13 protein-coding genes are annotated in these 22,947 nt (G+C 70.8%); 3 read left to right on the top strand and 10 right to left on the bottom strand.

Annotated features, from left to right (window positions below; translation table 11 throughout):
* Genes eccD through KXC43_RS46375 form a run of 3 tightly spaced genes read right to left on the bottom strand, consistent with a single transcriptional unit; the run spans position 1 to position 2,900 of the window.
* Positions 1 to 1,398 carry a type VII secretion integral membrane protein EccD gene (eccD, locus tag KXC43_RS46365; RefSeq protein ID WP_221382682.1) on the bottom strand — a complete coding sequence of 466 codons (1,398 nt, stop codon included), beginning with the start codon at positions 1,396 to 1,398 and terminating at the stop codon, positions 1 to 3.
* Between the two features lie 8 nt (positions 1,399 to 1,406).
* A complete protein-coding gene (locus KXC43_RS46370; protein ID WP_221382683.1) occupies positions 1,407 to 2,546 on the bottom strand; it encodes a hypothetical protein in 1,140 nt (379 codons plus the stop codon).
* Between the two features lie 36 nt (positions 2,547 to 2,582).
* A complete protein-coding gene (locus KXC43_RS46375) occupies positions 2,583 to 2,900 on the bottom strand; it encodes a hypothetical protein (RefSeq protein WP_221382684.1) in 318 nt (105 codons plus the stop codon).
* Positions 2,901 to 3,070: 170 nt separating this feature from the next.
* Between KXC43_RS46375 and eccCa the strand changes: the two genes are divergently transcribed.
* Positions 3,071 to 7,039: a type VII secretion protein EccCa gene (gene eccCa, locus KXC43_RS46380; protein WP_308129570.1), complete on the top strand. Its 3,969-nt coding sequence runs from the start codon at positions 3,071 to 3,073 to the stop codon at positions 7,037 to 7,039.
* Positions 7,040 to 7,048: 9 nt separating this feature from the next.
* Here the strand turns inward: eccCa and mycP are convergent, their stop codons facing one another.
* From mycP to KXC43_RS46400, 4 genes are all read right to left on the bottom strand, one after another.
* Positions 7,049 to 8,248 (bottom strand): type VII secretion-associated serine protease mycosin, encoded by a 1,200-nt coding sequence (gene mycP, locus KXC43_RS46385; RefSeq protein WP_221382685.1) that lies wholly within the window; start codon positions 8,246 to 8,248, stop codon positions 7,049 to 7,051.
* Positions 8,248 to 9,873 (bottom strand): S8 family serine peptidase, encoded by a 1,626-nt coding sequence (locus KXC43_RS46390; RefSeq protein ID WP_221382686.1) that lies wholly within the window; start codon positions 9,871 to 9,873, stop codon positions 8,248 to 8,250. Before KXC43_RS46390 ends, mycP begins: the two co-directional genes overlap by 1 nt.
* A gap of 116 nt (positions 9,874 to 9,989) precedes the next feature.
* Positions 9,990 to 10,865, bottom strand: a complete 876-nt coding sequence (locus KXC43_RS46395) for a zf-HC2 domain-containing protein (protein WP_221382687.1) — start codon at positions 10,863 to 10,865, stop codon at positions 9,990 to 9,992.
* Positions 10,866 to 10,873: 8 nt separating this feature from the next.
* On the bottom strand, positions 10,874 to 11,404 hold the full coding sequence (locus KXC43_RS46400) for a hypothetical protein (protein ID WP_221382688.1): 531 nt from the start codon (positions 11,402 to 11,404) through the stop codon (positions 10,874 to 10,876).
* A gap of 139 nt (positions 11,405 to 11,543) precedes the next feature.
* On the opposite strand from KXC43_RS46400, the gene KXC43_RS46405 reads away from it, so the two are divergent.
* Positions 11,544 to 12,878 carry a hypothetical protein gene (locus tag KXC43_RS46405; protein WP_221382689.1) on the top strand — a complete coding sequence of 445 codons (1,335 nt, stop codon included), beginning with the start codon at positions 11,544 to 11,546 and terminating at the stop codon, positions 12,876 to 12,878.
* A gap of 30 nt (positions 12,879 to 12,908) precedes the next feature.
* Positions 12,909 to 15,302, top strand: a complete 2,394-nt coding sequence (locus KXC43_RS46410) for a hypothetical protein (protein ID WP_221382690.1) — start codon at positions 12,909 to 12,911, stop codon at positions 15,300 to 15,302.
* Between the two features lie 4 nt (positions 15,303 to 15,306).
* Here the strand turns inward: KXC43_RS46410 and KXC43_RS46415 are convergent, their stop codons facing one another.
* The 3 genes from KXC43_RS46415 to KXC43_RS46425 all read right to left on the bottom strand — a co-directional run bounded on the left by KXC43_RS46415 (position 15,307) and on the right by KXC43_RS46425 (position 22,737).
* Entirely contained in the window at positions 15,307 to 17,733 is a 2,427-nt protein-coding gene (locus KXC43_RS46415; protein ID WP_221382691.1) for a helix-turn-helix domain-containing protein, read from the bottom strand.
* A gap of 41 nt (positions 17,734 to 17,774) precedes the next feature.
* A complete protein-coding gene (locus KXC43_RS46420; RefSeq protein WP_308129571.1) occupies positions 17,775 to 20,333 on the bottom strand; it encodes a helix-turn-helix transcriptional regulator in 2,559 nt (852 codons plus the stop codon).
* Positions 20,334 to 20,442: 109 nt separating this feature from the next.
* Positions 20,443 to 22,737 (bottom strand): hypothetical protein, encoded by a 2,295-nt coding sequence (locus KXC43_RS46425; RefSeq protein WP_221382693.1) that lies wholly within the window; start codon positions 22,735 to 22,737, stop codon positions 20,443 to 20,445.
* Positions 22,738 to 22,947 lie beyond the last annotated feature (210 nt).

Genomic DNA, 22,947 nt, shown 5'->3' on the forward strand with positions numbered 1-22,947 from the left:
TCAGCTCGCCCAGGCCCGTACCATCGAATAGATCCCCAGCACGGCGAGGAGCACCGGGACCAGCGCCACCGCGATGAAGATCTCGAGGATGTCCACTGCCCGGCCCCAGTAGGGACGCAGCCGCCGGCCCGGCAGGGTGGCCGCAGCCGTCAGCGCAGCGGCCGCCGCCGCGACGACGGCCGGTGCCAGCACGGCGGCCCGCAGCACGTCGCTTTGATCAGCCCCGAACCGGATCAGGTCGAACCCCACGAGTGCGACGGCGGGCGTCATGCTCGCCCAGCGCGTCAACGCCGAGGTGAGATGCCGAGCCCGCATGCTGATCAGCACGGCCACCACGAGGGCCAGCAGCATCGGCCAGAAACCGCCCGGCTGGATGAGGGCGCCCGCCATCAGAACCTGCGCCGCGCCCACACCGACAGCCAACGCGGCGTGGTACGCCAGCCCGGCCGAGCCTCGCTCGACGACGATCCGATGCTGCGCCGGTTCGATATCCTCCGAGAGTTGCTCCGGCTTGCCCGGCAGCAGCGGCAGAGCGAGCCCACCGAGACGGAAGCCCAGCGGGGGCAACAGCAGGGTCAGGACCAGGGTCATGGTCAGGCCGCACGCGGCGGCCTCCTGGAGGGTCATGGGGCCGGCCGCGGCCGGCACAGCCGAAACCGCTATACACACCAGCGCGATGAGCGTTCCGGTGAACAGCAGGGCCGAGTCGGCTACGGCTGACAACCCTGCGGCAAGCACGACGAGTGCAGCGAGGACAGCGAGCGACAGGCGCACCTCGACCGGCGAGTTGGGGGCCAAGCCGGCTGCGCCGGCCCAGCCCGCCACCGCGGCATAGCCGGCCGCAGCGAAAGCGAGCAGGGTCCCGGTCTGGGCGTCGGGAACCCCTCGGCTGACCAGTCCGGCCGCGGCGAGCAGCGCAACCGCCAGCACCGCCGCAACAGTCGCCCGCCACACGGCCGCACCGCTGAGGCCGAGCAGCACCAGCCCGCCGACCAGGATGAACCCGCCGAAGGCCAGGAACATCCATCGGGTCCGGTCGTCGGTCCAGCGCCAGGCACTGGTCCGGGCCTGTTCACCGACGCCGTCGACCAGGTCGTCGAAGTCCAGCGGCGGCAACTGGTCGGCCCGGGGCCGAAAATACAGCGTGTTGCCGTCAAGCAAGCCTGATTCAGTAGCCGAACGCTCTTCGTCCAGAGGATTCTCACCGAGCCGTTGAACGACCCAGCCGTCGTGTTCGGCGCCATGATCGGCCGCCTCTGGAGCGAGCTCGATCAAGACGGCCGGCAGCAACTCGACCAGAGGCACCTCGCCCGGCAGCGCCACGTCGACCGCCTTGTCGCCCAGCACAAATCTCAGCCGTACGGGCGCGGCCAAGCGGCGCCGTGTCAGTCGATCCATGTCCGGGCCTAGAACTTGTACGCGGTGAAGTACCTGAAACCGTCAATTTCCACGCGCAGATAAGGTTCGCCGTCGTACCACCAGATCTCGTTGCCGTTGTGGGTCTGGTGATTGCCGTCCTCGTCGTTGTAATAGCGGTACGTGCGATCACTGGTTCCCGACTCTTCGGACTCGCCGGCCTTGCCCTCATCGTGCTCGCTGAGGTCCTTGGTCTCGACCGGCGGCGGGTCCTGCCCACCGTCCGCGTTCTCGGTGGAGTACTCGAAGAAGTGCCCGTCTTCCCTGATGTAGGTCTTGTCGTCCTTCCACCAGAGCTCGTTGTCCTTGTACGTCTGATGGTTGCCGGTGTCGTCGAGGTAATACTCGTACGTGTCGTCGCCCTGCGTCTTCGAGCCGTCGACGCCTTTCTCCTCGTCGTCCGGATCCTCCAGCCGCTCCGGCTTCTCCGAGATGCCATCCCCAGAATCGCCGTCGTCCTCAGAATCGCCGTCGTCCTCAGAATCGCCGTCGTCCTCAGAATCGCCGTCGTCCTCAGAATCGCCGTCGTCCTCAGGCGCGCCCGGGTCGACCTCGATGCCGTCGTCGCTCTTGAGATCGTCCTGCTCGGCCAGATCGACGGTCTGGTCGTCGTTCTGACCCAGCTTGTCAGTGGTCATGAACTCATCCATGCCCGGCACCTTCGACGGGTCGAAGTCGCGGATCGTCGGATTGTCCGGGTCGGAGAAGTCGAACAAGTCCTCGTCGCCCATGACCTTGTCATCGCCGGATTCGTAGGAATCCTTCTTCTCCACGAGCGCGGGGTCGTACTCGGCCTCGCCCATCCCGGTGACGATGCTCTTCGCATCGGCGTTGAACTTCGCGACGGCATCGGCGTTCTCGGCGTCGATGCTCTCGAACTGGTCGGCCATCTGCACCAAGCCGTCCCTCATCTCCGCGAACGCGGACTCGAGATACTGCTTGTGCGTATGCACCGCGTTACGTCGATCGATGAAGAGGTCGCGTAGCCACAGGGCCGCATCGAACTGACCCGCATTGGGCTCCACCTCGGCCAGGTCGTTGATGGCGGCCTTGTGCTCATCCACGATGTAGCCGATCAACTCGCCGATGTCCCGGAGCTTCTGCGCATTGACCCTCGTCTCCGCGGCCACGATCACCCTTTCGTCACAACAATCAGGACAAAATCTCTACCGGTGGTGCGGCCCCTCGAGACCGGTGATCACCGTGGCGTTTGCCGCGTCGACCTCGCCGAGCTCGGCCGGAACCCGCTCCAGCACTTCGGCGAGTTCGGCCAGAGCGCGGTCGAGATAGGCGACATGCGCCAGCACCGCGTCCCGCCGATCGGTGACGGTCTCCCCCAGCCACTGTGCGACGTCGAAGTCACCGAAGGCCGGGGAGTAGCCGTACAGCGCCTCGGCATGCTGCCGGCACTCGGTCATGAGCGAGCCGACCGACGCCGCAAGGTCCGCCAGCCGGGCCAGATCGGCCCTGGTCTCGTCCGGCATGCCCACCACCTCGCTGTCTGTCGCGCCGGCACCACTCCTGCTACATTTCGTTGGCCCACCACGGCATCGAACGAAACGTCCCAGACGGTAGGCGGACAATCCCGGTCGCGCTTCGCGGCACCGCGGCCTTCCGCCCGTTCGGGGGAAACCCCTCACCGAAGGAGACGTGCGTGGGCACCGTTCCGTATTCCCGCAAGGCGCGCCGCGCCGGGCCGACCGCACCGGGTGAAGAGATCGCTCTGCAGGAGCCACCGGCCATCCCGGAACCAGCCGAGCGCGGGATGAGCGCGGTGCTGATGCTGGCGCCGATGGGTATCGCTTCACTTGCGCTGGTGCTCATGTTCCTGCGCCCCAACGCGGGAGCTCTGGCCTACGTCGGCGTCTGTCTGATGGTGCTCGCCGCGGTCGCCATGATGATCGTGCCGATGATGCGCACGGCCGGACAGCACAAGCACCGGCTCAACGGCGAACGCCGCGACTACCTGCGCTATCTGGGTCAGGTGCGGCGCAAGGTGCGGTCGGCTCTGACCACAGAGCGGCGGGCCGCCCGGTGGCTGCATCCGGATCCCGGCGCACTGTGGTCGATGGCGTTGAGTCAGCGCTTGTGGGAGCGCAGGACGTCGCACGAGGACTTCGGTGAGGTCCGGATCGGTCTCGGAGCCCGCCGTTCGACCACCCAGCTGATCACCCCCAGCGGTAAGCCGATCGAGGACCTGGAGCCGATGGCCGCGCACGCGTTGCGGCGGTTCCTCCGGGCGTACTCGACTTTGCAGGACTCGCCTATCTCGATATTCCTTCGCGGTTTTGCCCGGATCGCATACCGCGGCGATCTCCCGGCGGTCCGGGCGGGTGTCCGCGCGACGATCGCCCAGCTCGTGGTCGCCCACTCCCCCGCCGAACTTCAGCTCTTGTTCGTGACAAGCAGCTCGAATCAGGAATGGGACTGGGCCAAATGGCTGCCGCACGCCCAGGACGAGAGCGCGCCCGACGTGACCGGCAGCCGACGCCGTTTCGTGGCCGACGCCGGCGAGCTGGACGAAGCGCTGACCGCGCTCGGGCTTTCGCAACGCCCGCCGTACGAGCCCGGCACCGGAGTCACCGCGGTGGAGCCGTACGTCGTGGTGGTCCTGGACGGTCCGGTGCTGCCGGTCGAACATCGGCTGGCCGCCGGCGGGTACCGTAACGTGCTGCTCCTCGACATCGGCGCCGCCTGCGGCTGGGAGCCCATGCCGCACACGCTGCTGTTCCTGTCCACCGAGCAGCAGCTGTCGATCGTCGCGTTCGACCATCTCGGCAAGTCCCGCGAAACGCCACTGTGCGTCCCGGACCGGATGAGTGGGATCGCCGCGGGCGCACTGGCCCGGCTGCTGGCCCGGTATCGCGTCGGTCAGGGCAACGACACCGACGAGCCGCTGGCCACCGATTACGACCTGGCCGGGCTGCTGCGGCTGGGCGACCTGACCGCCTTTGATCCGGCGGCCTACCGGTCCGGGCGCAGCGGCTCGCAACGGCTGCGGGTACCGATCGGGATGACCTCCGACGGGCAGCCGATCGACCTGGACATCAAGGAGGCGGCCGAGGGTGGGATGGGGCCGCACGGCATGCTGATCGGCGCGACCGGATCGGGCAAGAGCGAACTCCTGCGCACGCTGGTACTCGCGCTCGCCGCACGACACTCGTCCGAGGAACTGAACCTCGTGCTCGTCGACTTCAAGGGCGGGGCGGCGTTCGCCGGGTTCGAACGGCTGCCACACACCTCCGCAGTGATCACCAACCTCTCCGAGGAACTGGAGCTGGTCGACCGCATGCAGGACGCGCTCACCGGCGAACTCAACCGCCGCCAGGAGCACCTGCGGGCCAGCGGCTACCCGTCGCGCCGCGAGTACGAGCGCGCCCGCGTCGAGGGGACCCGGCTCGAGCCGCTCCCGGCGCTGTTCATCGTCGTCGACGAGTTCAGTGAGATGCTCAGCAACAAGCCGGAGTTCATCGACGTGTTCGCGATGATCGGCCGGCTCGGCCGCAGCTTGGGTGTGCATCTGCTGCTGGCCAGCCAGCGGCTCGACGAGGGCCGGATCCACAGCATCGAGACACACCTGTCGTACCGCATCGGTCTGCGCACCTTCTCGTCCATGGAGAGCCGTAGCGTGCTCGGCGTTCCGGACGCGTACGAGCTGCCCAACGTGCCGGGCAACGGCTATCTGCGGCCGGACACGCAGACCCTGATCCGGTTCAAGGCGGCCTACTGTTCGGGTCCTTGGCGTCCACCCCACCAGCAGCGCCGGCACACCGGTCACGGCGGGGTCGTGCCGTTCGGCACCGAGCACCTCGTCCCGGAGACACCGGTGGAGGAGGATCCCGAGCCGGACAGCGGCGAGAAGCCACCGGTGCTGGCCGATGTGCTCCTGGAGGCGCTTCGCGGGCACGGGCCGGCCGCGCACCAGGTGTGGCTGCCCCCGCTGACCTCCAGCCCCACCTTGGAGAAGCTGCTGCCACCACTGGTCGAAGACCTGGAGACCGGTCTCGCCCCGATCGGCGGTTACGGCGCGGGTCAGCTCGTGGCGCCCATCGGACTGGTCGACCTACCCGCTCAGCAACGACGGGAGCTGCTGACCGCGAGCTTGGCCGGCAGCGCCGGCAACATCGGAGTGGCCGGTGGCCCGCAGGCGGGCAAGAGCACTCTGCTGCGGACGCTCCTCTGCTCGCTGGCTCTCACTCATACTGCGCGGCAGGTGCAGTTCTATTGCCTCGACTTCGGCGGCGGGGCGCTGTCGTCCCTGGCCCGGCTGCCGCACGTCGGTGGTGTGGCCGGCCGGCTCGACCGCGACAAGGTCACCCGCACGGTGCTCGAGATGACCAACCTGATCACCCGCCGCGAGGCGATCTTCAGCCAGAACGGCATCGACTCGATGGCCAGCTACCGGCGGCTCCGGGCCGGCGGCGCCTATCACGACATCGACCCTTACGGTGATGTCTTCCTGGTGGTGGACGGCTGGTACACCGCACGGCAGGACTTCCAGGAGCTGGACGACAAGTTCGGCGAGCTGGCCGCGCGCGGGCTCAGCTTCGGCGTGCACCTGGTGGTGTCGGCCGGCCGCTGGACGGAGATGCGGCCATGGCTGCGTGACGTGCTCGGCACCCGCTTCGAGCTGCGGCTCGGCGATCCGGTGGAGTCCGAGGTCAACAGCCGGGTGGCCGCGACCGTGCCGAAGGTGCCCGGCCGCGGCATCACCGTCGATCGGCAACATTTCCTCACCGCCCTGCCCCGGATCGACGGCTCACCCGAGACGGAGGACCTGGCCGAGGCGACCGCGGAGCTGGTCGAGGCGCTGGATGTGCCGTCGGCACCGCGCGCGCCTCTGGTCAAGCTGCTGCCGGAACGGCTGTCCGTGGCCGAGCTGCCGCCGGCCACGGCGCCGTCGAAAGAGGCGGAGATCCGCATCCCCCTGGGCCTGGACGATCTGAACCTCGAACCGTTCTGGCACGACTTCGACGCCAGCCCGCACTTGCTGATCTTCGGCGACACCGAGACCGGGAAGACGAATCTGCTCCGGCACATCGCTCAGGCCATCACCAAACATCACACGCCGAAGGAGGCCCGGGTGGTCTTCGGCGACTTCCGCCGTGAGCTGCACGATGCGATCCCGCAGGCGCATCAGATCGGCTACTCGATGTCGGCCGAACGGCTGGCCGCGACGTTGCTGGAGGCGGGTCAGGTGCTCACCGAGCGGGTGCCCGGACCCGACGTGCCACCGAGCCGCTTGCCGAAACGGGACTGGTGGACCGGCGGGCGGCTGTTCATCCTGATCGACGACTTCGAACTGATCGAGAGCGGCCGGGACTCGCCGTTGACGCCGTTGCTGCCGCTGCTGCCGCACGGCGCCGACGTCGGGCTGCACCTGATCGTGGCTCGCAGCACCGCCGGCGCCTCCCGGGCCATGATGAATCCGGTCCTCCGCCGGGCCTGGGAGCTCGGCTCACCGGGCATCCTGCTGTCCTGTCCGCGTGAGGAGGGCGCGTTCCTCGGTAACGTGAAGCCGCGGACGCTGCCGACCGCTCGGGGTCAATACATCGATCGGCGGCGGTCGGTGCGGCTGCTGCAGACACCGGAGGTGCCGAAGCCGGCCACGCCGGCCGGGTGACGGCGCCGGTCAGGCGTGGGGGCCACGGCGCACCGTGGCCGCCCGCGCCGGCCGCCAGCGCCGGCGATATCCCGCCGGAAGCAGCCGGGTCAGCAGCAGAACGGTACCGAGAAGCACGACAGCCAACCCGGCGCCGAGGGTGGCCAGATGCGGCCCGATGCCGTCCGCGGGTGGCTGGGCGGGGCGGCGTACCGAGTCCGGTGGCCGCGGTGCACTCAGAAGTGTGTTCTCCTCCGGCAAGACAGACGACACCGCGGCCGCAGGGTTCACCACCCCCCAGCCCAGCCCAGGATTCGGTAGCGCGGTCGCCGGGTGGTCGGCGGTCAGCACGAGCCGGCGGCGGACCTCAGCGGCGGTGAGGTCCGGGCGGTAGGCCCGGACCAGCGCGGCGGTCCCGGCCACGAACGGCACGGCGTAACTGGTCCCACTGCCCAGCCAGTGGCCCGGTCCGCCGGGGCCGATGCTCGCCACGTCCACGCCGGGCGCCACCAGCCGAAGGTGGAGTCCCTGCTGGGAAAACTTCGCCAGCAAGCCCTGCTTGTCGATCGCACCCACGGCAAGCACCGTGGGCAGCGCTGCTGGGTAGGCGACCGAACGCTGTTGCTCCGCCCCGTTGGCGGCGGCGGCGACCACCACGACGTCCCGTTCCTCGGCGTACTTGACGGCGGCGACCAGACCGGCCTCCGGAGAGGCCGTGCTGGCCGAGACGTTGATGACCGAGGCGCCCTCGTCGACCGCCGACCGGATGCCCTTGGCGAGCAGACCGGCGGTGCCGTCGTCGATACTGTTGGCGACCCGGATCGGCAGCAGGGTGGCGTCCGGGGCGACCCCGGCGAATCCGGTCCCACCGGTGGGCTGCGCGGCGATGATGCCCCCGATGAAGGTGCCGTGACCGAAACAGTCGGTATCGGCGCGTCGTCCGCCGCCGCGGGTTAGATCCAAGCCCCGTCGGACGTGACCGCGCAGCTGCGGGCTGTTCGCGGCCACGCCGGTGTCGACCACCGCGATTGTGACGCCGGCGCCCCGGGTCATCGGCCAGACACGTTCGACACCGAGCCTCGACTGGGCCCACGGAACACCGGTCTCGACGCTTTGCGGAGGTCCCAGGCAGCTACCGCCGGAGGGGGACGGCGCCGGCACCGGAACGGCGGTGGCCGGCGCGGCCAGCGCCAGGACGAGGGCGGCCGCGCTGGTACCTACTCCGGCCATCAGTGTGGCGCAGCAGCGGGTTCGGGCGCGGCCGGCCAGTCCTCGTCCAGAGCATCGGCAGCATCGGGCTCACCGGTTTCGTCGGACGTGCTCTGGCGCATGGTGCGGCGGAACCGGAAGACCAGCAGCGTGCTCAGAAGCAGGCCGGCCAGAACGGTGATCACGAAGGCGATCCGGACGCCGTCGCCACCGCTGACCTCCTGACCCACCGTTCCGCCGGGCGCGGCGGCCGATGGGATCTCCTCGGCCAGCTCACGAGTGACCGCGGCGACCGGGTCGAGCAGGCCGACCTCCGCGCCGCCGGCCCGGTCGGCGGTGACAGTCAGCCGGTGGGCAATCTGTGCAGCATCAAGCTCCGGATGTGATGAGCCGACCAGCGCAGCCGCTCCGGCCGCCAAGGCGACCGCATAGCGATCGCCACTGCCGACGAAGCCCGGTCGTCCGTTGGCGCCGATGCTGGTCACATTGACCCCGGGCGCGAGCAGGTCGACCGATCCGGGTGCGTATTGCCGGGCGGCCTTGCCGTCCGCCGTGACCGCACCGACCAGAACGACGCCGTCCGGCGGCGGAACGTCGGACCCGGCGCCACCGGCGGCCGGAGCGGGTGCGAGCACCACGATTCCCTTGTCCACTGCCGTCTTCAGGGCACGGACCACGGTGTCGCTGCGCAGGTCGACCGCCGATCCGAGTGCGATCACGGTGACGTTGGCCGAGATGGCGACCTCGATCGCAGTGGCCGGATCGGCCGTCCCGGGCGTCTTGCCGTCGGTGACCACTCTGACCGGCATCAACACCGCTTCCGGCGCTATCCCGGCAAAGGTGAGCTTGCCGACCGGCTCGGCGCCGACCAGGCCGGCCATCGCGGTCCCGGTGCCCAGGCAGTCGCTGTCCCCGCGGCCCTCGCCGGTGACGATGTTCGCGCCGACCGCCACGCGCCTGGTGAGCTGAGCGGCGCGGCCGTCGACCCCGGAGTCGATGATCGCGACGGACTGTCCGGTGCCTCGGCTGACCGTCCAGGCTTCAGCGACCGCGAGACGATCCATGGCCCAGTTCGACGGCCGGCTGGCCGCGGTCGCCGCCACACACTTGCCGGTAGGAGCCGGAGGCGGGGTCGTCGGCAGGTCACCCGGATTGCCACCGGCCGGGGCACTCGGCGCGACCGGGCGGACGCCCTGCCCGATGGCCCCGTCGTCCCCGACGACCCCGGGGCCGGGAGCACCCGCCGGTCCCGAGTCGTCGTCCGGCTGGCCGGGGGACGGTTCACCGCTTTGCGGCTTGCCGGTCGACGGCTTGCCGGTGGGCAGGACGCCGTATTGGACACCGGATCCGGATGCATCCCAGGGCAGGACGAGATACCAACCCGCGCTCAGCTGGGCGGGGTCGCCCAGACTTCCGCCGTCGGGCTGCCGCCGGCCGGTGTTCAGGTTGAAGATCTCGGTGGAACGCCCGGCAGAGCCGAGGAAGCGCTCAGCGACCTGCCGGAGGGTCTCCGACGACGACCCCACAGCGTAGTACTGCACGTACTCGTCCGCCTTCGCCGACGACGGTGCCCCGGACAGGCCGACACCGAGGACGACCGCAGCCAACACTCCCGCGATCCGGCCGATTGCCTTCTTCAAAGCCACGGTCTGCTTCCCTCTCCACCAATGGTGACCTGTGAACGGAAGCGATGGGCGGTGGGTTCATGCCGACCGGGGATTTGTCACTGAGTTCGCCGGCGTCCGGTGATGACCTCGGTGGCCTAATCCGGGGGTGAGCCGGCCTCTACGGTCGCCTGGGCCATCACGGTGCCGTCGTTCTCCTTGATGCTCAGATACCAGAGGTTGTTCGCGCCCACCGGGATGTCACCGGCGAAGCTGCCACCCTCCGGGGTGGACGCCAAGCGACCGAGGAGAAGGTCTTCGCCGTTGTCCGTGACCGCATAGAGCTGGTACTCCCCGGGGCCCAGCCCGGACGCCGTCAGCCGCATGCTCACCCGGTCAGGAGCCTCCTGATACAGAGTGGCCGACAGGTCGACGCCGCTGCCGTCGTCCGTGGTGGCCGCCACGGCCACCACGGGGCCGAGCTCGTCGGCCGCCGGCCCCCGGCCGGCCGCGGCCCACACGCCGGCCGTGGCCGCGATCAGCCCGACGAGGCCGAATGCGAGCGCGCCGGAGGAACGCCGGAGCCGAGCCCGGCGATGCGGGTGAGGGCCACGCGCCAGCGGACCGGTCGCCGGCCGAGGCGCGAGATAGCCTTCGATACGCCGGCTCGACGCGCGGCCCCGTGAACTCGGATCATCGTCACGACTCAGCACTCGGCGCTGCGCGATCGGTGACGGCCGCGGAAGTGCGCGCGCGTCAGGGGCGCCCGGAGCGCCGAACAAATGACTGTCAGCGGCCGGCTGCGCGGGAGCCTCCGGCAGGTTCGACTCCTCGATCAGTTCCCGGACGTCGGCGACCGACAAGAGGCCGAGTGCGGCGACCACCTGGTCGATCTCCACCCGTTCCGCGCGGCACGCTGCGCAGGCAGTCAGGTGCGCGGTGACGGCTTGGTGCTCCTCCTCGGTGGCCCGGCCCAGAGCGACGAAACCGAGCAGTGTCCGGATGTCCTCGTCGGCACAGTGCACGTCATCCACCGACGGACTCATCCGCGACCGATCGGGGTGGTCCCGGCGGCCCAGCCGGTACCGGGAAGCTCCGGCCAGGTCACCGCGATCGCCCGGCTGATCTGGCCGAGGACACCGTCCGGGCCGAGCAGTCCGTCTGCCGCGATCGTCCACTCGACCGCCGGACCCAGGACTGATACCCGGTCGCCGTCCCAGAGTTCGCGAGTCGGAAGAAGGTGACGACGCAGAACCGCCAACGAGCCGGCGATCATGGTGGCCGACTCGACGATCACGCGGTCGGCCACGACCTTTCCGGTATCCGTCGGAGCCCTCACAGATTCCCAATGAACAGGCCCTTCCTCGGCGGCCGCCGTTCCGGACAGAGCGTCCGCGATGTCGTGCAAGGCGTCACCCAGCATCCTGCGGTAGATGTCGAAGCCGGCCAGCAGATCGTCCAGCCGGGACCTCGACATCAGCGACGCCGCCGGATCGATGAGGGCCAGGATGTTCCGCAGACTGGACAGCCGCTCATCGATTTCGGCGGCAGCGCGGCGACACACATCGGTCACAGTGCCTGCATTCCGCTCATGTGGTGTAATTCCGATCATTGTGCCTCCGCAGCTGGGGACTCCCTGGAAACGGAGCGGGTACCTTCTCGGTTCACGAGTTGGCGCCACGAGTTCCTCGCGGTCAGAAAATGAGGTGGACATGCGATGGATTGCGGTGATTGCCGCCGCGCTCCTGCTGGTGCCGCCGGTCGCCGGCGAACGCTCGCCAGGGACTGTGTCCTATCAGCCGGTCGCACACCAGGGGCGGGCGCCGGCCGAGACGGGCAAGTACTACGTGGTCGGGCCGGCAGTGAACGGCCGCCCGGAGTACCTTTTCGCCATCGCGGCCAAAACCTTGGGCGACGGCAACCGGTACCGGGAGATCTTCGCTCTCAACGAGGGCCGGGCACAGCCCGGCGGCCAGACGATGACCGAGGCGACCCGGGTGGAGCCGGGCTGGGTGTTGGCTCTGCCCTCTGACGCCGAAGGACCGGGCGTCCGCACCGGGCCGCTGCCGGTAACCGGCCCGCCGTCCCCGTCGGCCAAGCCCTCCACCGCGTCCGAGCCGACGGCCCCGGTGGAAAAGCCGCCGGCCGGCTCGGTGCCTGCCGCCGAGCGCAAGACCGACTCGACGCCGTGGTCCGCCAACGCGCTTCGCATCGCTCTGCTGGTGCTGGCCGTGCTGCTCGTCGTCTGGGCACAGGTGGCGATTGTCGCGCGGCGCCGCAGTGCCCGGACAGCCGGACAATTGGTGCGCGTGCCGGCACCGCCGATCGTGCCCGTACCGCCGCGCATCGAGAACCGACTGCTCGGTCCGACCGGCTCGTCGGCCCCGCTCGGCGATCCCGTCCCGGCCCCGGCCCCTCCGGCCCCGGCGCCCCCGGTAGCGGCGCCTGGCCCGCGTGGTCACGACCTGGAAACGGAGTTGGCCTCCCGCCCCCGGTCGTCCCCGGCGGGCGCGCCTCCGGCACCGCTCGCCGTTCTCGAGACCGACGTGATGTGTGGAACAGAGTCCGCCACCGTCCGGCTGATCGGCGTCCGACCCGGCCGGTGGGGCCCGGCGTACGGCTGGCTCGCCGACGACGACCAGCCGCCGCCGTCCAGCACAACCGTGATCGCAGGTACCGCCGGCGGCCGTCGCATGTGGATGGACTTGACGATGGCTCCGGACGCGATGACGATCCTGGGCGGAACCGAGACGGTCCGGCGCCACGCACGGACCCTGATCGCACAATTGGGCGACGACACCGAAGTGGTGGTCGTGGGGAATGCTCTCGGCGATGAGGGACCATGGCAGCGGATCGCCTCGGTCGAGCTGCTGGACGGGAACCGGCCGATCCGCCGGACAAAAATCGTCGTCTGTGACGGCGCGGATGCGGCCGGACTGTGGGCCCGGCTGGGTCCTGTGCCGCACGGCCCGCATCGGACCATACCCGTCATCGTCGGCACCGCACCGGCCGCACGCTGGTCGATCCGGTTCGGCACTCGAACTTAGCGAGGAACGTTGTCATCGTCGAAGGCGTCCGTGGAGGCGCCACTCCCACTGGCCGGGCTGACCGATCTGCAGCTGGTGCGCACGCCCACCGGCGGTCTGGCCCGGCCTTCGGCGCCGGACGCGGCCCTCACCGCCCAAGAGCTGATCGAATACGCCCGTTCCGTCACGTCGCCCGGCCGCGACGTCCGGGTGCTGGTGGACGATGGCGCCCGGAACGCGACCACGCTCGGTCTGGTCGCCGAAGGGCTGGGATGCGACCTGCTGATCACCCCGACCGGCACCCGGTTGGAGGTCCTGGTCGGCGCCGGCGGCGGCAAGGGCGAAGCGGTGCCGGTCGAACGGGTCAGCGGTGGCGTCGCCGACTGGGTACTGCTTCAGCCGCCGTCATTGACCACCGCTCTGCCCGGGTGGTTCGACCTCGCCGGCGGCTTGGTGCTACCCCGGTCCGGGATCGTGACCCTGCCCCTGGCCGGCGGAGGACTCGAATTCGCCAACCGGGACGACTTCGTGCTGCGCCGGGCGGCCGCAGCGGCGCTGGGAGCGGGGCACCCAGGCCTGATTACGGTGGCGGTGACCGCCCGGGACGGCCAGTTCCGGTTGTCGACCTACGACCAGGGTAGCCGCGGTCGCAGTGCCACTGGACAGGACCTGGCCGCCGCGCTGTCCTCGGTGTACCTCTACGGCGGCGACCTTCGGTTGTGGCTGCGCTGGCCGGACGACACCGCCGAGCAGTCCCGGCTGACCCGGCAGTTGTCGGCGCTGGCCGAAGCGACCGGAGCCACCGTCTGGACACCACATATCGGTGACGAGGCGGTCCTGCTCCGTGGCTGTCGTGACCTGTCCGCACGGAACAGGGACGGCGAGATCACCGGCTGGACCGAGTTCCGGCCACCGTCGTGGCCGATCGGCGAGGCCCGGTTCGTCACCGACCTCGACGGCCGGCTGATGCCCCGGAGCACCCCGTACGTCTTCCGGGCCGGCGGGGTGGCCGTGGTCAGCACGGGCCGGCAGATCGAGAAGTGGTTGCGCACGCGCTACGCCGAGGTGACGGCCGAACACGGCAGCATGTTGCTGGACCTCACAGTGCTGACGGACGGCCGGTTGGCGTGGCACCACGAGGACGGCACCGACCTGGCCGCCGGTCCGGCCGAGTTGCACGCCCGGCTCGAGGCCGCCGGATGGTCGGGTGAGGACCTGTTGCTGCTGACCCCGGTGGCGTTCGATCACGTGGCGAGCCTGCACGGCCATCTCACCCACCTCGAGAAAGAGCTCGGGACCGAGATCTGGACGCTGCCACCCGGCGCGTCCCTGGGGATCGCCAGAGGGCTGGCCCGCGCGATCGACGAGAACGGGGAGCCGGCCCGGTGGCGGCGAGCCGGGAGCCCCGAAGACGTCACCGAGACCGGCCGATGGCGTAACGACGACGGCTGGCTCATTCCCCGCCACCGGCTGGTCGTCACGACGCCGTCCAGCTCGGTCCCGTCACCGCCGCCGCAGCCGCAGATCGAGGTGGAGGTGGTAGCCGCGCAGTCTGAACCCGAACGGGTGCTGCCGGCGCCTGATTCGCGTCCGGCGCTGACCCTACCCGCGCGCGGGCGCCGTCCGCACGGCGTCCGGTGGCTGCCCGAGCAGCCGGAGGTCAACGCCGTACCGATGACTCTCTACGTCGCCTGCGACTGGCCGGCCGAACGGGTCGCCACCCACGGCGTACCGTCGGCCAATCTCTTCCTGGCCGGCAACCTGGACGGCGAACGGACGGCCCGGGCCAACGCCCGGCGGCATCTGCTTCGCCTGCGGGTCGCCGCCGGCGCGGCAGTCGATCTCGGCCGGGTACCCGACGTGCCCGCTGATCTTCGGCATCTCGCCGCCGAAGGGTCCGTGTTCGTGCTGCCGGCCGGGTGGCTGGACCAGGCACAAACCGAGACCATGTACCGGATCGACGAGCATGGGCGGCCCGGCGACGAGAAGGAACTACCGCCGCATCCGCTGCTCCTGCGCTGCACGGGGGCTCGGCACGGCACCGACGGTCTGCCCAACGAAGTGGTGCCGTGGCCCCGGGCCGAGCGCGGCAGCGGCGCCTGGGCCGTACTCCCCCTGGACGCCGCCACGCCTTCCGGTGATCATCTGGCCCTGCACACGCGCCGGCCCGAGGTGCAGCCCGGCCATCGGCTGGTGCATCTGACGATCGAAGCGAACCGGGCGATCGACGTCACGGCCACCGCGGCCGGTCTCGTCGAGCTGGCCGCCGTACGCTCCCGGTTGCCTGAACTGGTCGCCGCCGGAGTCACTCTGTTGCTGCCCAAGCGAGTGTGGGCCCGGACCCGGGTCGACGAGGTGCTGCTGGCCGACGGCAACCGCTGGCGGACCTCGGCCCGCGGGATCGACCTGCCACTGTCCAGCCTGACCGGCGATCAGGCCGGATGAAGACTCAGCCCGTCGGAAAGGCACCGGCCAGCACGGCTGCCGCGAGTTCGACCCGGGAACGGTATCCGGCCCGGGTGAACAGCCGGGTCAGCCGACCCTCAACGCTCTTCTCACTGCTCTGCGTGGCCAACGCCAGCTCCCGATTGGACAGCCCGTCGGCTACCAGGGTCGCCAGTAGCAGCTCGCTCTCGGCCAGGGTCCGGGATCGGCCGGGCATGGTCAGGGCGTGCTCACGCATCGCCTGGCGCACCCGTGACCGGTGCAGCAGGGCACCGAGGTCACCGAGCAGTTCGTAGGCCTCGGCCAGCGACCCCGGTTCGTGGCCGGTCCAGCGGACCATCCGTTCCAGCGTGCGAGCCAGCACGTACGGCTGGTTCAGAGCCCGCGCCCGCACGAGCACCTCGTCGTCGCTCTCCCCGGCCGCCACCATCCGGGCGGTGGCGGCATGCAGTGCGGCCAGCTCGGTGCCCAGCTCAGCGGCAACGGCGGCCGCACGCCCGGCCGCGGCCCAGGCCCCCGGCAGGTCACCCCGGTTCCGGGCGAGCTCGGCGCGGATCAGCCACAACTCGTCCAGACCGGGCTCGGCCGCGCCCTGGGTGGCCTGGGCCAAGGCCTTGTCCACCGTACGGGAGGCACCTGTCACATCGCCCAGCATCCAGTCCAGCTCGGCCGCGGGGACCACCGGCAGGATCGGCCCGACGTGGCCCGGGCCGATCGCCGCGAGCACGGTCCGGGCTCGGGCCGGTCGGCCTCGGGCAAGGAGGATCTCGGCGGCGGCCCGATGGACGACGGAGCCCAGGGCCGGGCGGCCGCGCAACAGGTCGGCTGCCGTGCTGAACATGGCCGCCTCCAGCGCGGCCTCCCAGCGGCCGGCCCGCCAGTCCCGCACGCAGCGCTCCGGCGCCGGAATCGCCGAAGCCGGCAGATCGGACGCCGCCAGATCCCGCTCTGCACCGATCAGATCGCCGAGGACCAGGGTCCGGCCGAGCCGGTCGATGACCGCCGTGGCCGCCCGACGGCTGTCTCCCGCCTCGCTCCCACGATCCGGAACGATCTGCTCCACGACAACCGATGACGGCGACGCCGCGCAGGCCGCGGCGATCATCCTGGCCTCGGCCCGGGCCGCCGGCGACAGGTCCCCCGGGTATCCGTCGAGCAAAGCGCGCACAGCGGTTCCGGCCTGGCTGTACCGGCCGGTGCGCAGGTCGACGCCGGCCTGGCTGAGCAGTGCCTCCACGCGGTCGGCCGGCTCGCCGCTCATCGCCGCGGCGGCCGCCCACCAACGGGCAGCGGCGGCGGGCGCGGTGACTGCCGCACCCGATGCGTGCTCCCGCAGCAGCATGATTGCCGCGGGGACGTCGACCAGGGTGCCGGCCGCTGCCACCTGATCGGGCAGGTATTCGGGGTCGGCGCAGTGCGCGTGTCCGGACCAGATCGCCTCGACCGCGACCTGAGCGAGCCGCGCCCGACGGTAGGGACCTAACGCATCCCGCAAGGCAATTGCCACCGCCGGCACGGCCACCTGCCATCCGGAAGCGGACAAGACCGCCACCCCGCCCCGTCGCAACTCGCGTAGGGCTGCGTAGACGCGAACCCCGGCCATGCCCAGGCTGTCGGCGATGAGCGCGGGGGCCGCCTGACCGAGCGGTGCCAGCGCCGCCAGAGCGCACGCCACTAGCCGCACGTCCCTCGTGAGACGGGTGATCGGGCGCAGCAGCGCGTGGTCCTCAGGTATGCGAGGCAGAGCGTCCGGATCGGACAGGAAGGCGTTCCGATCGGTCACCCGCAGTGTCCCCGATCGGCCGTAGCTCTCGAGGACTGCGTGCACGGCGGCGGGCCGGCCCCGGGCGAGCCGGCTCAAAGGTACGGCGAGCGACTCGTGCGGATTCGCCTGGAGAATCTTTCCGGCCAGTTCGCGCGTTGCCGCCGCCGTCAGCGGACGCACCCAGGCGAAGCGAATCAAGTCGGCCTGCATGGCCAGTGCGGCCTCACCGGCCGTCGGCGTACCGAGTTCGGCTCCCGCCCGCCAGGTGGCCACACACCGCACCGAAGTGCCGGTCAACCCGGGTAGCGCCGCCAGCAGCGCTGCCACCGACCGCGGATCGGCGCATTGTGCGTCGTCGATCAGCACCACCAGATCGGGTTCGTCGCGTAGCACCCGGGCCAGCGTTTCTCCCGTCGGCTCGGTCGGAAGCCGGGACCCGGTCCCGGCGATCGGACGAGCCGGCTGACGCGCCAGGCCCGAGAGCAACCGGCCCACCAGATACCAGTCCTCGTCGCGGTCCTCAGGCGCGAGCCGGATCTGCAGCACCGGGCGGCCCGCCCGCGTCAAGGCGCCACGCAGGTCCCCGAGCGCGTGTGTGAGGCCGACACCGGCCGGTCCGGTGAGTACGGTCAGCGGCGGGCCGGCCGGGCGAGACAGAACGTCCATGAGTACGGACGGCAGAGAATAGAACGAGTCGGCAGTCATCGTCACGCAGCCATGCCCGCGGGAAGGCTGATGGCGGCCAATTCCACCCGGGAACGGCAGCCGGTCCGGGCGAACAGCCGGGTGAGGTAGTTCTCGACGGTCTTCTCGCTCATCTGGATCCGGGCGGCGATCTGCCGGTTCGTGTGGGCCCGCCGGATCAACTCGATGATCTGGAGCTCGATGTCGCTGTAGGCCGACCGTAGCGGCCGTTGCGCCCGCACCGGTACGGAAAGGTCACGCATCACCGCTGCCACGTCGGATCGTAGCCGGGGCGAGGCTGATCGTTCGGCAGTCTCCTGCGCCTCCTGCAGCCACGGCCGCGGATCGTCGGCCATCCGGGCGACGGCAAGCGCGGCCCGGACGAGGGCCGGCCGGTGCCCGCGGGCCCGGATCAGATCGAGAGCCGCTGTCGCGGCCGGGAGGTCCTCCCTGGCCAGCGCGCGGACAAGCAGCCTTGTCTCCGTGCTGACATGGCGCGGCCCGGCCTTGTCGGCGAGGACGGCGAAGGCTTGCGCCTGGACGTTCAGCCCGGACCGGGCAGCCAGATCGGTGGCCCGCACCAGGAGCAGCTCCACCCCGATCCGGCTGCCGTGTGCGAGCTGCCGGTCATAGGCTCGCCGAGCGGCTTCGAGCTGCTCGGGCACGGCCGCGGCACTCGTCTGCGCCCACCAGCGCAGAGCGGTGTACGGCGGCTCATCGGGAACCAACGACAGCCAGGCCGCGCCCTCGTCGTCACGACCCAGCAGGGTCAACGCCTCGGCCGCCCATATCCGGGACAACCGCTGCAGCATCGTTCTCTCCGCGCCGGGCAGCTCCAGCTCGCGTGCGGCGGACAGCACACCGGTCAGATCGCCTGCGGCATAACACTTATGCAAACGGTGGTAGGCGGCAACCGGTCCCTCGATGGGAACGCCGTAGCGGTGCTCGCCGAGCACCGTCCGGAGCAGCCCTCCCAGATCGCCGGTTCCCCCGGTGGTCAGCAACGCGTCGACCGGGCCGTCGCCCGGTTGCAGACCTTCGCCCATCGCCCGATCCACTAGAGCGAACTCCAGCGGGCCGCCCGCCGGGGCCGCAGTAGGGACACCGTCCATCCAGCGGTCCACGAACCGTCGGATCCCTTCGCCGGGCGGACCGCACCGGGCCAGCACGTCCGTCATCCGGACGCCGGTGTGCACCGAGGCCAGCCCGGCTGCCGCGGCCAGTTCGCCGGGCCGCCGAGACGGAGCGGCGGCGGCCAACACCTCGGCCAGGCGGCCGAACTGCCCGGTCCGGACAAGGACACGCACCAGGCGGGACAGAATGTCGTCGGCCGCCTCTCCCCCGCCGGCGTGCCACAACGCGGCCCGCAGCCAGTCGGCAGCGCGAACCGGCTCCCGGTCTGTCGCACCGACGGCGGTCGTGGCGAGGTCGACGGCGGTACGACGATCGGTGGGCACGGCCAGGCCGGCATGGGCGACGTGATCGGCCAGCGCGGCCCGGTCGACGGCCCCACCGGCCCGGCGGAACATGGCGGCGGCGTACACCCGGTGGAGCCGGGCCACAGCGACCGGCCCGGCGTCGAGGACCAATCGAGCGGAGAGCGCCGGACAAGACAGCCGGAGATCGCGCTGAGGACCAGGCACCAGCACACCGGCCTCGGTCAGCTCGTCGACCAACCGGCCGTAGCTTCCCGGGCGGCCGAGCGTGGCGTCGGCGAACAACGGCAGGTCGTCAAGGCTCAGCCGGGTGATGGCGGCCGTCGTGGCGATCCGGACGGCGGCCGCGCCGCGGTCCCGTACGGCGACGACCAGCCGGTGTTCAGCGGGCAGGGCGATCGGCAGGTGGGGGTCGAGCAGACAGAGATGACCGCTGACCACGCCGAGCCGTCCGCTCCGGACAAGGTCGGCCGCGACGTCGACCACGGTGGCGGTGTTGCCGTCAAGGGGGCCGAGCGCCGCGGTCAGAGCCGGCACGACCCCGTCGTCGATCGGCGCGCCGTACCGCCGGTGGAGAAGCTCACGGATGTCGTCCGCGTCCAGTGGGGACAGGTCGACGATCCGATCGGCCAGGGCCCCCGGCCGGCCGGCCGCCGTCGGAGCGGCCGCCACGACGAGACATCCATCACGAACGGCCGCCGCCAGCGCCGTGGTCAGACCGGGCGCAACGTCGACGTCATCGGCCACCACCACCACCACGGGCGCGCGCCGGCTGACCACCTCGAACGCGACCGAGGTCTGCTGGGCCAGCACGGGCGAGGACTCAGAGCCGGCGCACAGTGCCGCGATCATGCTCAGCGGCCGCCCGAGCAGCGGATCGGCCAATTGCTCGTACTGCTCCCGCAGGGCGTGCAGGACGGCGGTGAACCCGGCCACCGGGTTCGAGGCGCCATGGCCGTGCACCCGGAGCACCGTGGCGCCGTCGGCGCGCCAGCCGTCGGCCACAGCGTCCAGCAGGGTGGTGCGCCCGCTGCCCGCCGGGCCGGTGACCAGTACGAACCGCCCACCATCGGCAACCTCGCGGTAGACCTCACCCAACGCCGCAAGCTGTAAGCTCCGACCCACCATCGTCCGTCGCCGCTGCATACCGTCACCTCCGTCGCGGCCGCTCCGATCGCGGCCGCGCACTGGAAACGGCAAGGTGAGCACTCATGTTCACGCGAACCAGAGGTTTGTTCTCACGTCAGAACACGCTTCAGGCCGCACCCGAGTCCGTGAAGCCGAGTGGCGGGCCCATCAACCGGCCGGCGGCGTCCGAGCCGGCCTCGGTGAGATCGATCCGGGGCGCCGACCGGCGACGGGCCAGAGCCCGTTCCAGCCGGCCCAGCACCGACCGGTCGGCGTCGTCGAGACCCGCCGTCGTCGTCTCGCCGACCAGTAACTCGCGCAGCAGGACGGCCGTCCGGGGCAGGCCGGCCGTGTCCGCTTCGCCGGTGCGCACACCGAGCACCTTGAACCGGGCGCCGGCCAGGAACACCACTTCGTCCAGCCCCTCCTCCCCCAGCACGCCGGCCTGCCGGGCGGTCCGTGACCAGATCAGGTAGTCGATGTCAGCGTCTGCGACCGACAAGCCGTCGGCGCCGCCGGCGGTTCGGAAGCCGGATTCGACCAGCGTCGCTCCCTCTCGATAGAGGCGCTCGGCCGGTACGCCGATACGGGCCTGGCACACCACAGCCCGACGGCAAGGCGGCAACCGGCGCAGCCCGGAGATCAGACAGGGGAGGTAACCCGCCAGCGGTGCGGACCGGCCGGCGCGCAGCTCCACATTGAGTTCGGACGCGCCGGCGGCGGAGGAACCAAAGAACACCCGGACGGCCACCAGGTCCGTCTTGGCGGCGGCGGACGTGTCCTGACGCAGGGCGGGCCAGGCGGCCAGCGCGGCGTTGACGGTGGTGATCGAGTCGGTGTAAGCCGGGCCCAGCGCCGTGACGAATGCCTGTCGCTCGTCGCCGGTGCTGCCTCGCTCGGTGATCGCGGCCGGGACGGCCGGTTCGTACCGGGAAACCGCGGGCGACGCGGCCGGCCGAACGGGGATCTTCCGCTCAGCGGCCGGCACAGCCGCGAAGTTAGGAGCCGGCGAGCCGGCCGACGCTGTCGCGAATGACTGCTCCGGCTCCGGCTCCGGACCGGACACTGTCATCACCGGCGCCACGGCGACGGCGGGAACAGCGGGAACGACCGACGGCGTAGCGACGACCGGCTCGTCATCCCGCACCGGCTCGTCATTCCGCACAGGCTCGCTCACCAGCACCGGCTCAGCAGCCGGAGCAGGCGCGGCCGTGGCCGCAGGAACCGGCTCGGAAACGGGAAGTACCGGAGCCGGACCGGCTCGAGTTCCTCGATCGAGCATGGCTTGCACCAGGGGTGCTCCCTCACCGACGAGGGCCAGCCCGGGCTGGGTTGTGCTTGCCGTGAGAAACGACGTCAGCATGCCGGTCAGCGGATCCGAAAGAGTCCGGTCGACGACGAGCACCCCCTCGTCCGGATCGACCAGCGCGCCGCTGTCCTGACCGGACGCCGAATCCGCACGCAACACGATCCCGGCCGAGTTGACCTCGGCCAGCAGACCTCGTACGGCCCGATGCCGGTAGAGGCGTTCCGCCGCCCGTACCCAACCGTCCCGCAAAGGCGCTGGACCCACCCCCATCGGAAGCCGGGGCCGCGATACAACCGCCTCGCCGGAGGTGGTAGCCAGCGCACGGACGAGCGTTTCCCGCCAGCCGGCCGCAATGGTGGGCCCGTCCGACCGGACCAGGACCGGGATGCCGGCCGGAAGCCCGGTGAACAACTCGGCGACCTGGCGCGGGTCGACCGGAGGATCGCCGATGTGGCGCAGGACGAGAACCGGACCGGCCGGATCCACCGGCACGTGATATGCGGGATCGTCGGGCCCGGGCGAACGGCGGGCTGAATGGAGGAGCAGCCCGGCCGGAATAGGCTCGGCGACCAGGCCTGGTAGCGGCATCGGGCGGTCGGGCAGCATCTGCTCCCAGACCGGCGGAGGGTAGCGGCGAGTCGTGACCAGCGCACCGCCTCCGCTCCGGTACGACCGCCAGCCCAGCCCGGCGTCCGGCGCGACGTAGAACGTGCCGTCCGGCGTGACGTGCAGGGGACCGTCCGGGGCCAGAAGTTCGACGCCGGCCCGTTCGGCAAGGCGCAACAACCAGGAGGCGTACGCCTCCTGGGGACGGCCGATGTAGTCGACGGCCAGCCAGGCGCGCCGCACTCCCCAGACCTTCGCCGCGCTTTCCACCGTGCGACGCAGGACGGTACCGCACGCGGCATCACCGACGGCCCGCGGCGACGCGGTGATCAACAGGTCGCCGCCGGGCCGCTGAGCGTTGCGCAGCAGTTGCCAGAGCACCAGGGGTGGGTCGTCGGCGTGGGACACGACTGCGGCCTGGTCGAGCCATTCCACGAAAAGGAGGCGTCGTGATGGTTCGGGACGGGTCGGTGGCCGCCGCCGGCCGAGCATGCGGGACAGCACCATGTTCCGCATGGTTTCCCGCCGACCGACGGTCCGGGCAACGGTTGCAGCAGTTTCCTCGAATCTGGGGGGAATCCTCCACGACCGAACGGGCACATGTCCCTCCCGTCCGAGCGCGGGCAGGGCTCCCCGATCATGCCTCGGTTAGTCTCTAGCTATTCAATATCCACGCCGTGAGACTAATTTACGGACGTCGCAGGAGTTGACGCTGGA

Source organism: Paractinoplanes polyasparticus (genome assembly GCF_019710575.1).
In the GTDB taxonomy this organism is placed as follows: Bacteria; Actinomycetota; Actinomycetes; order Mycobacteriales; family Micromonosporaceae; genus Actinoplanes; species Actinoplanes polyasparticus.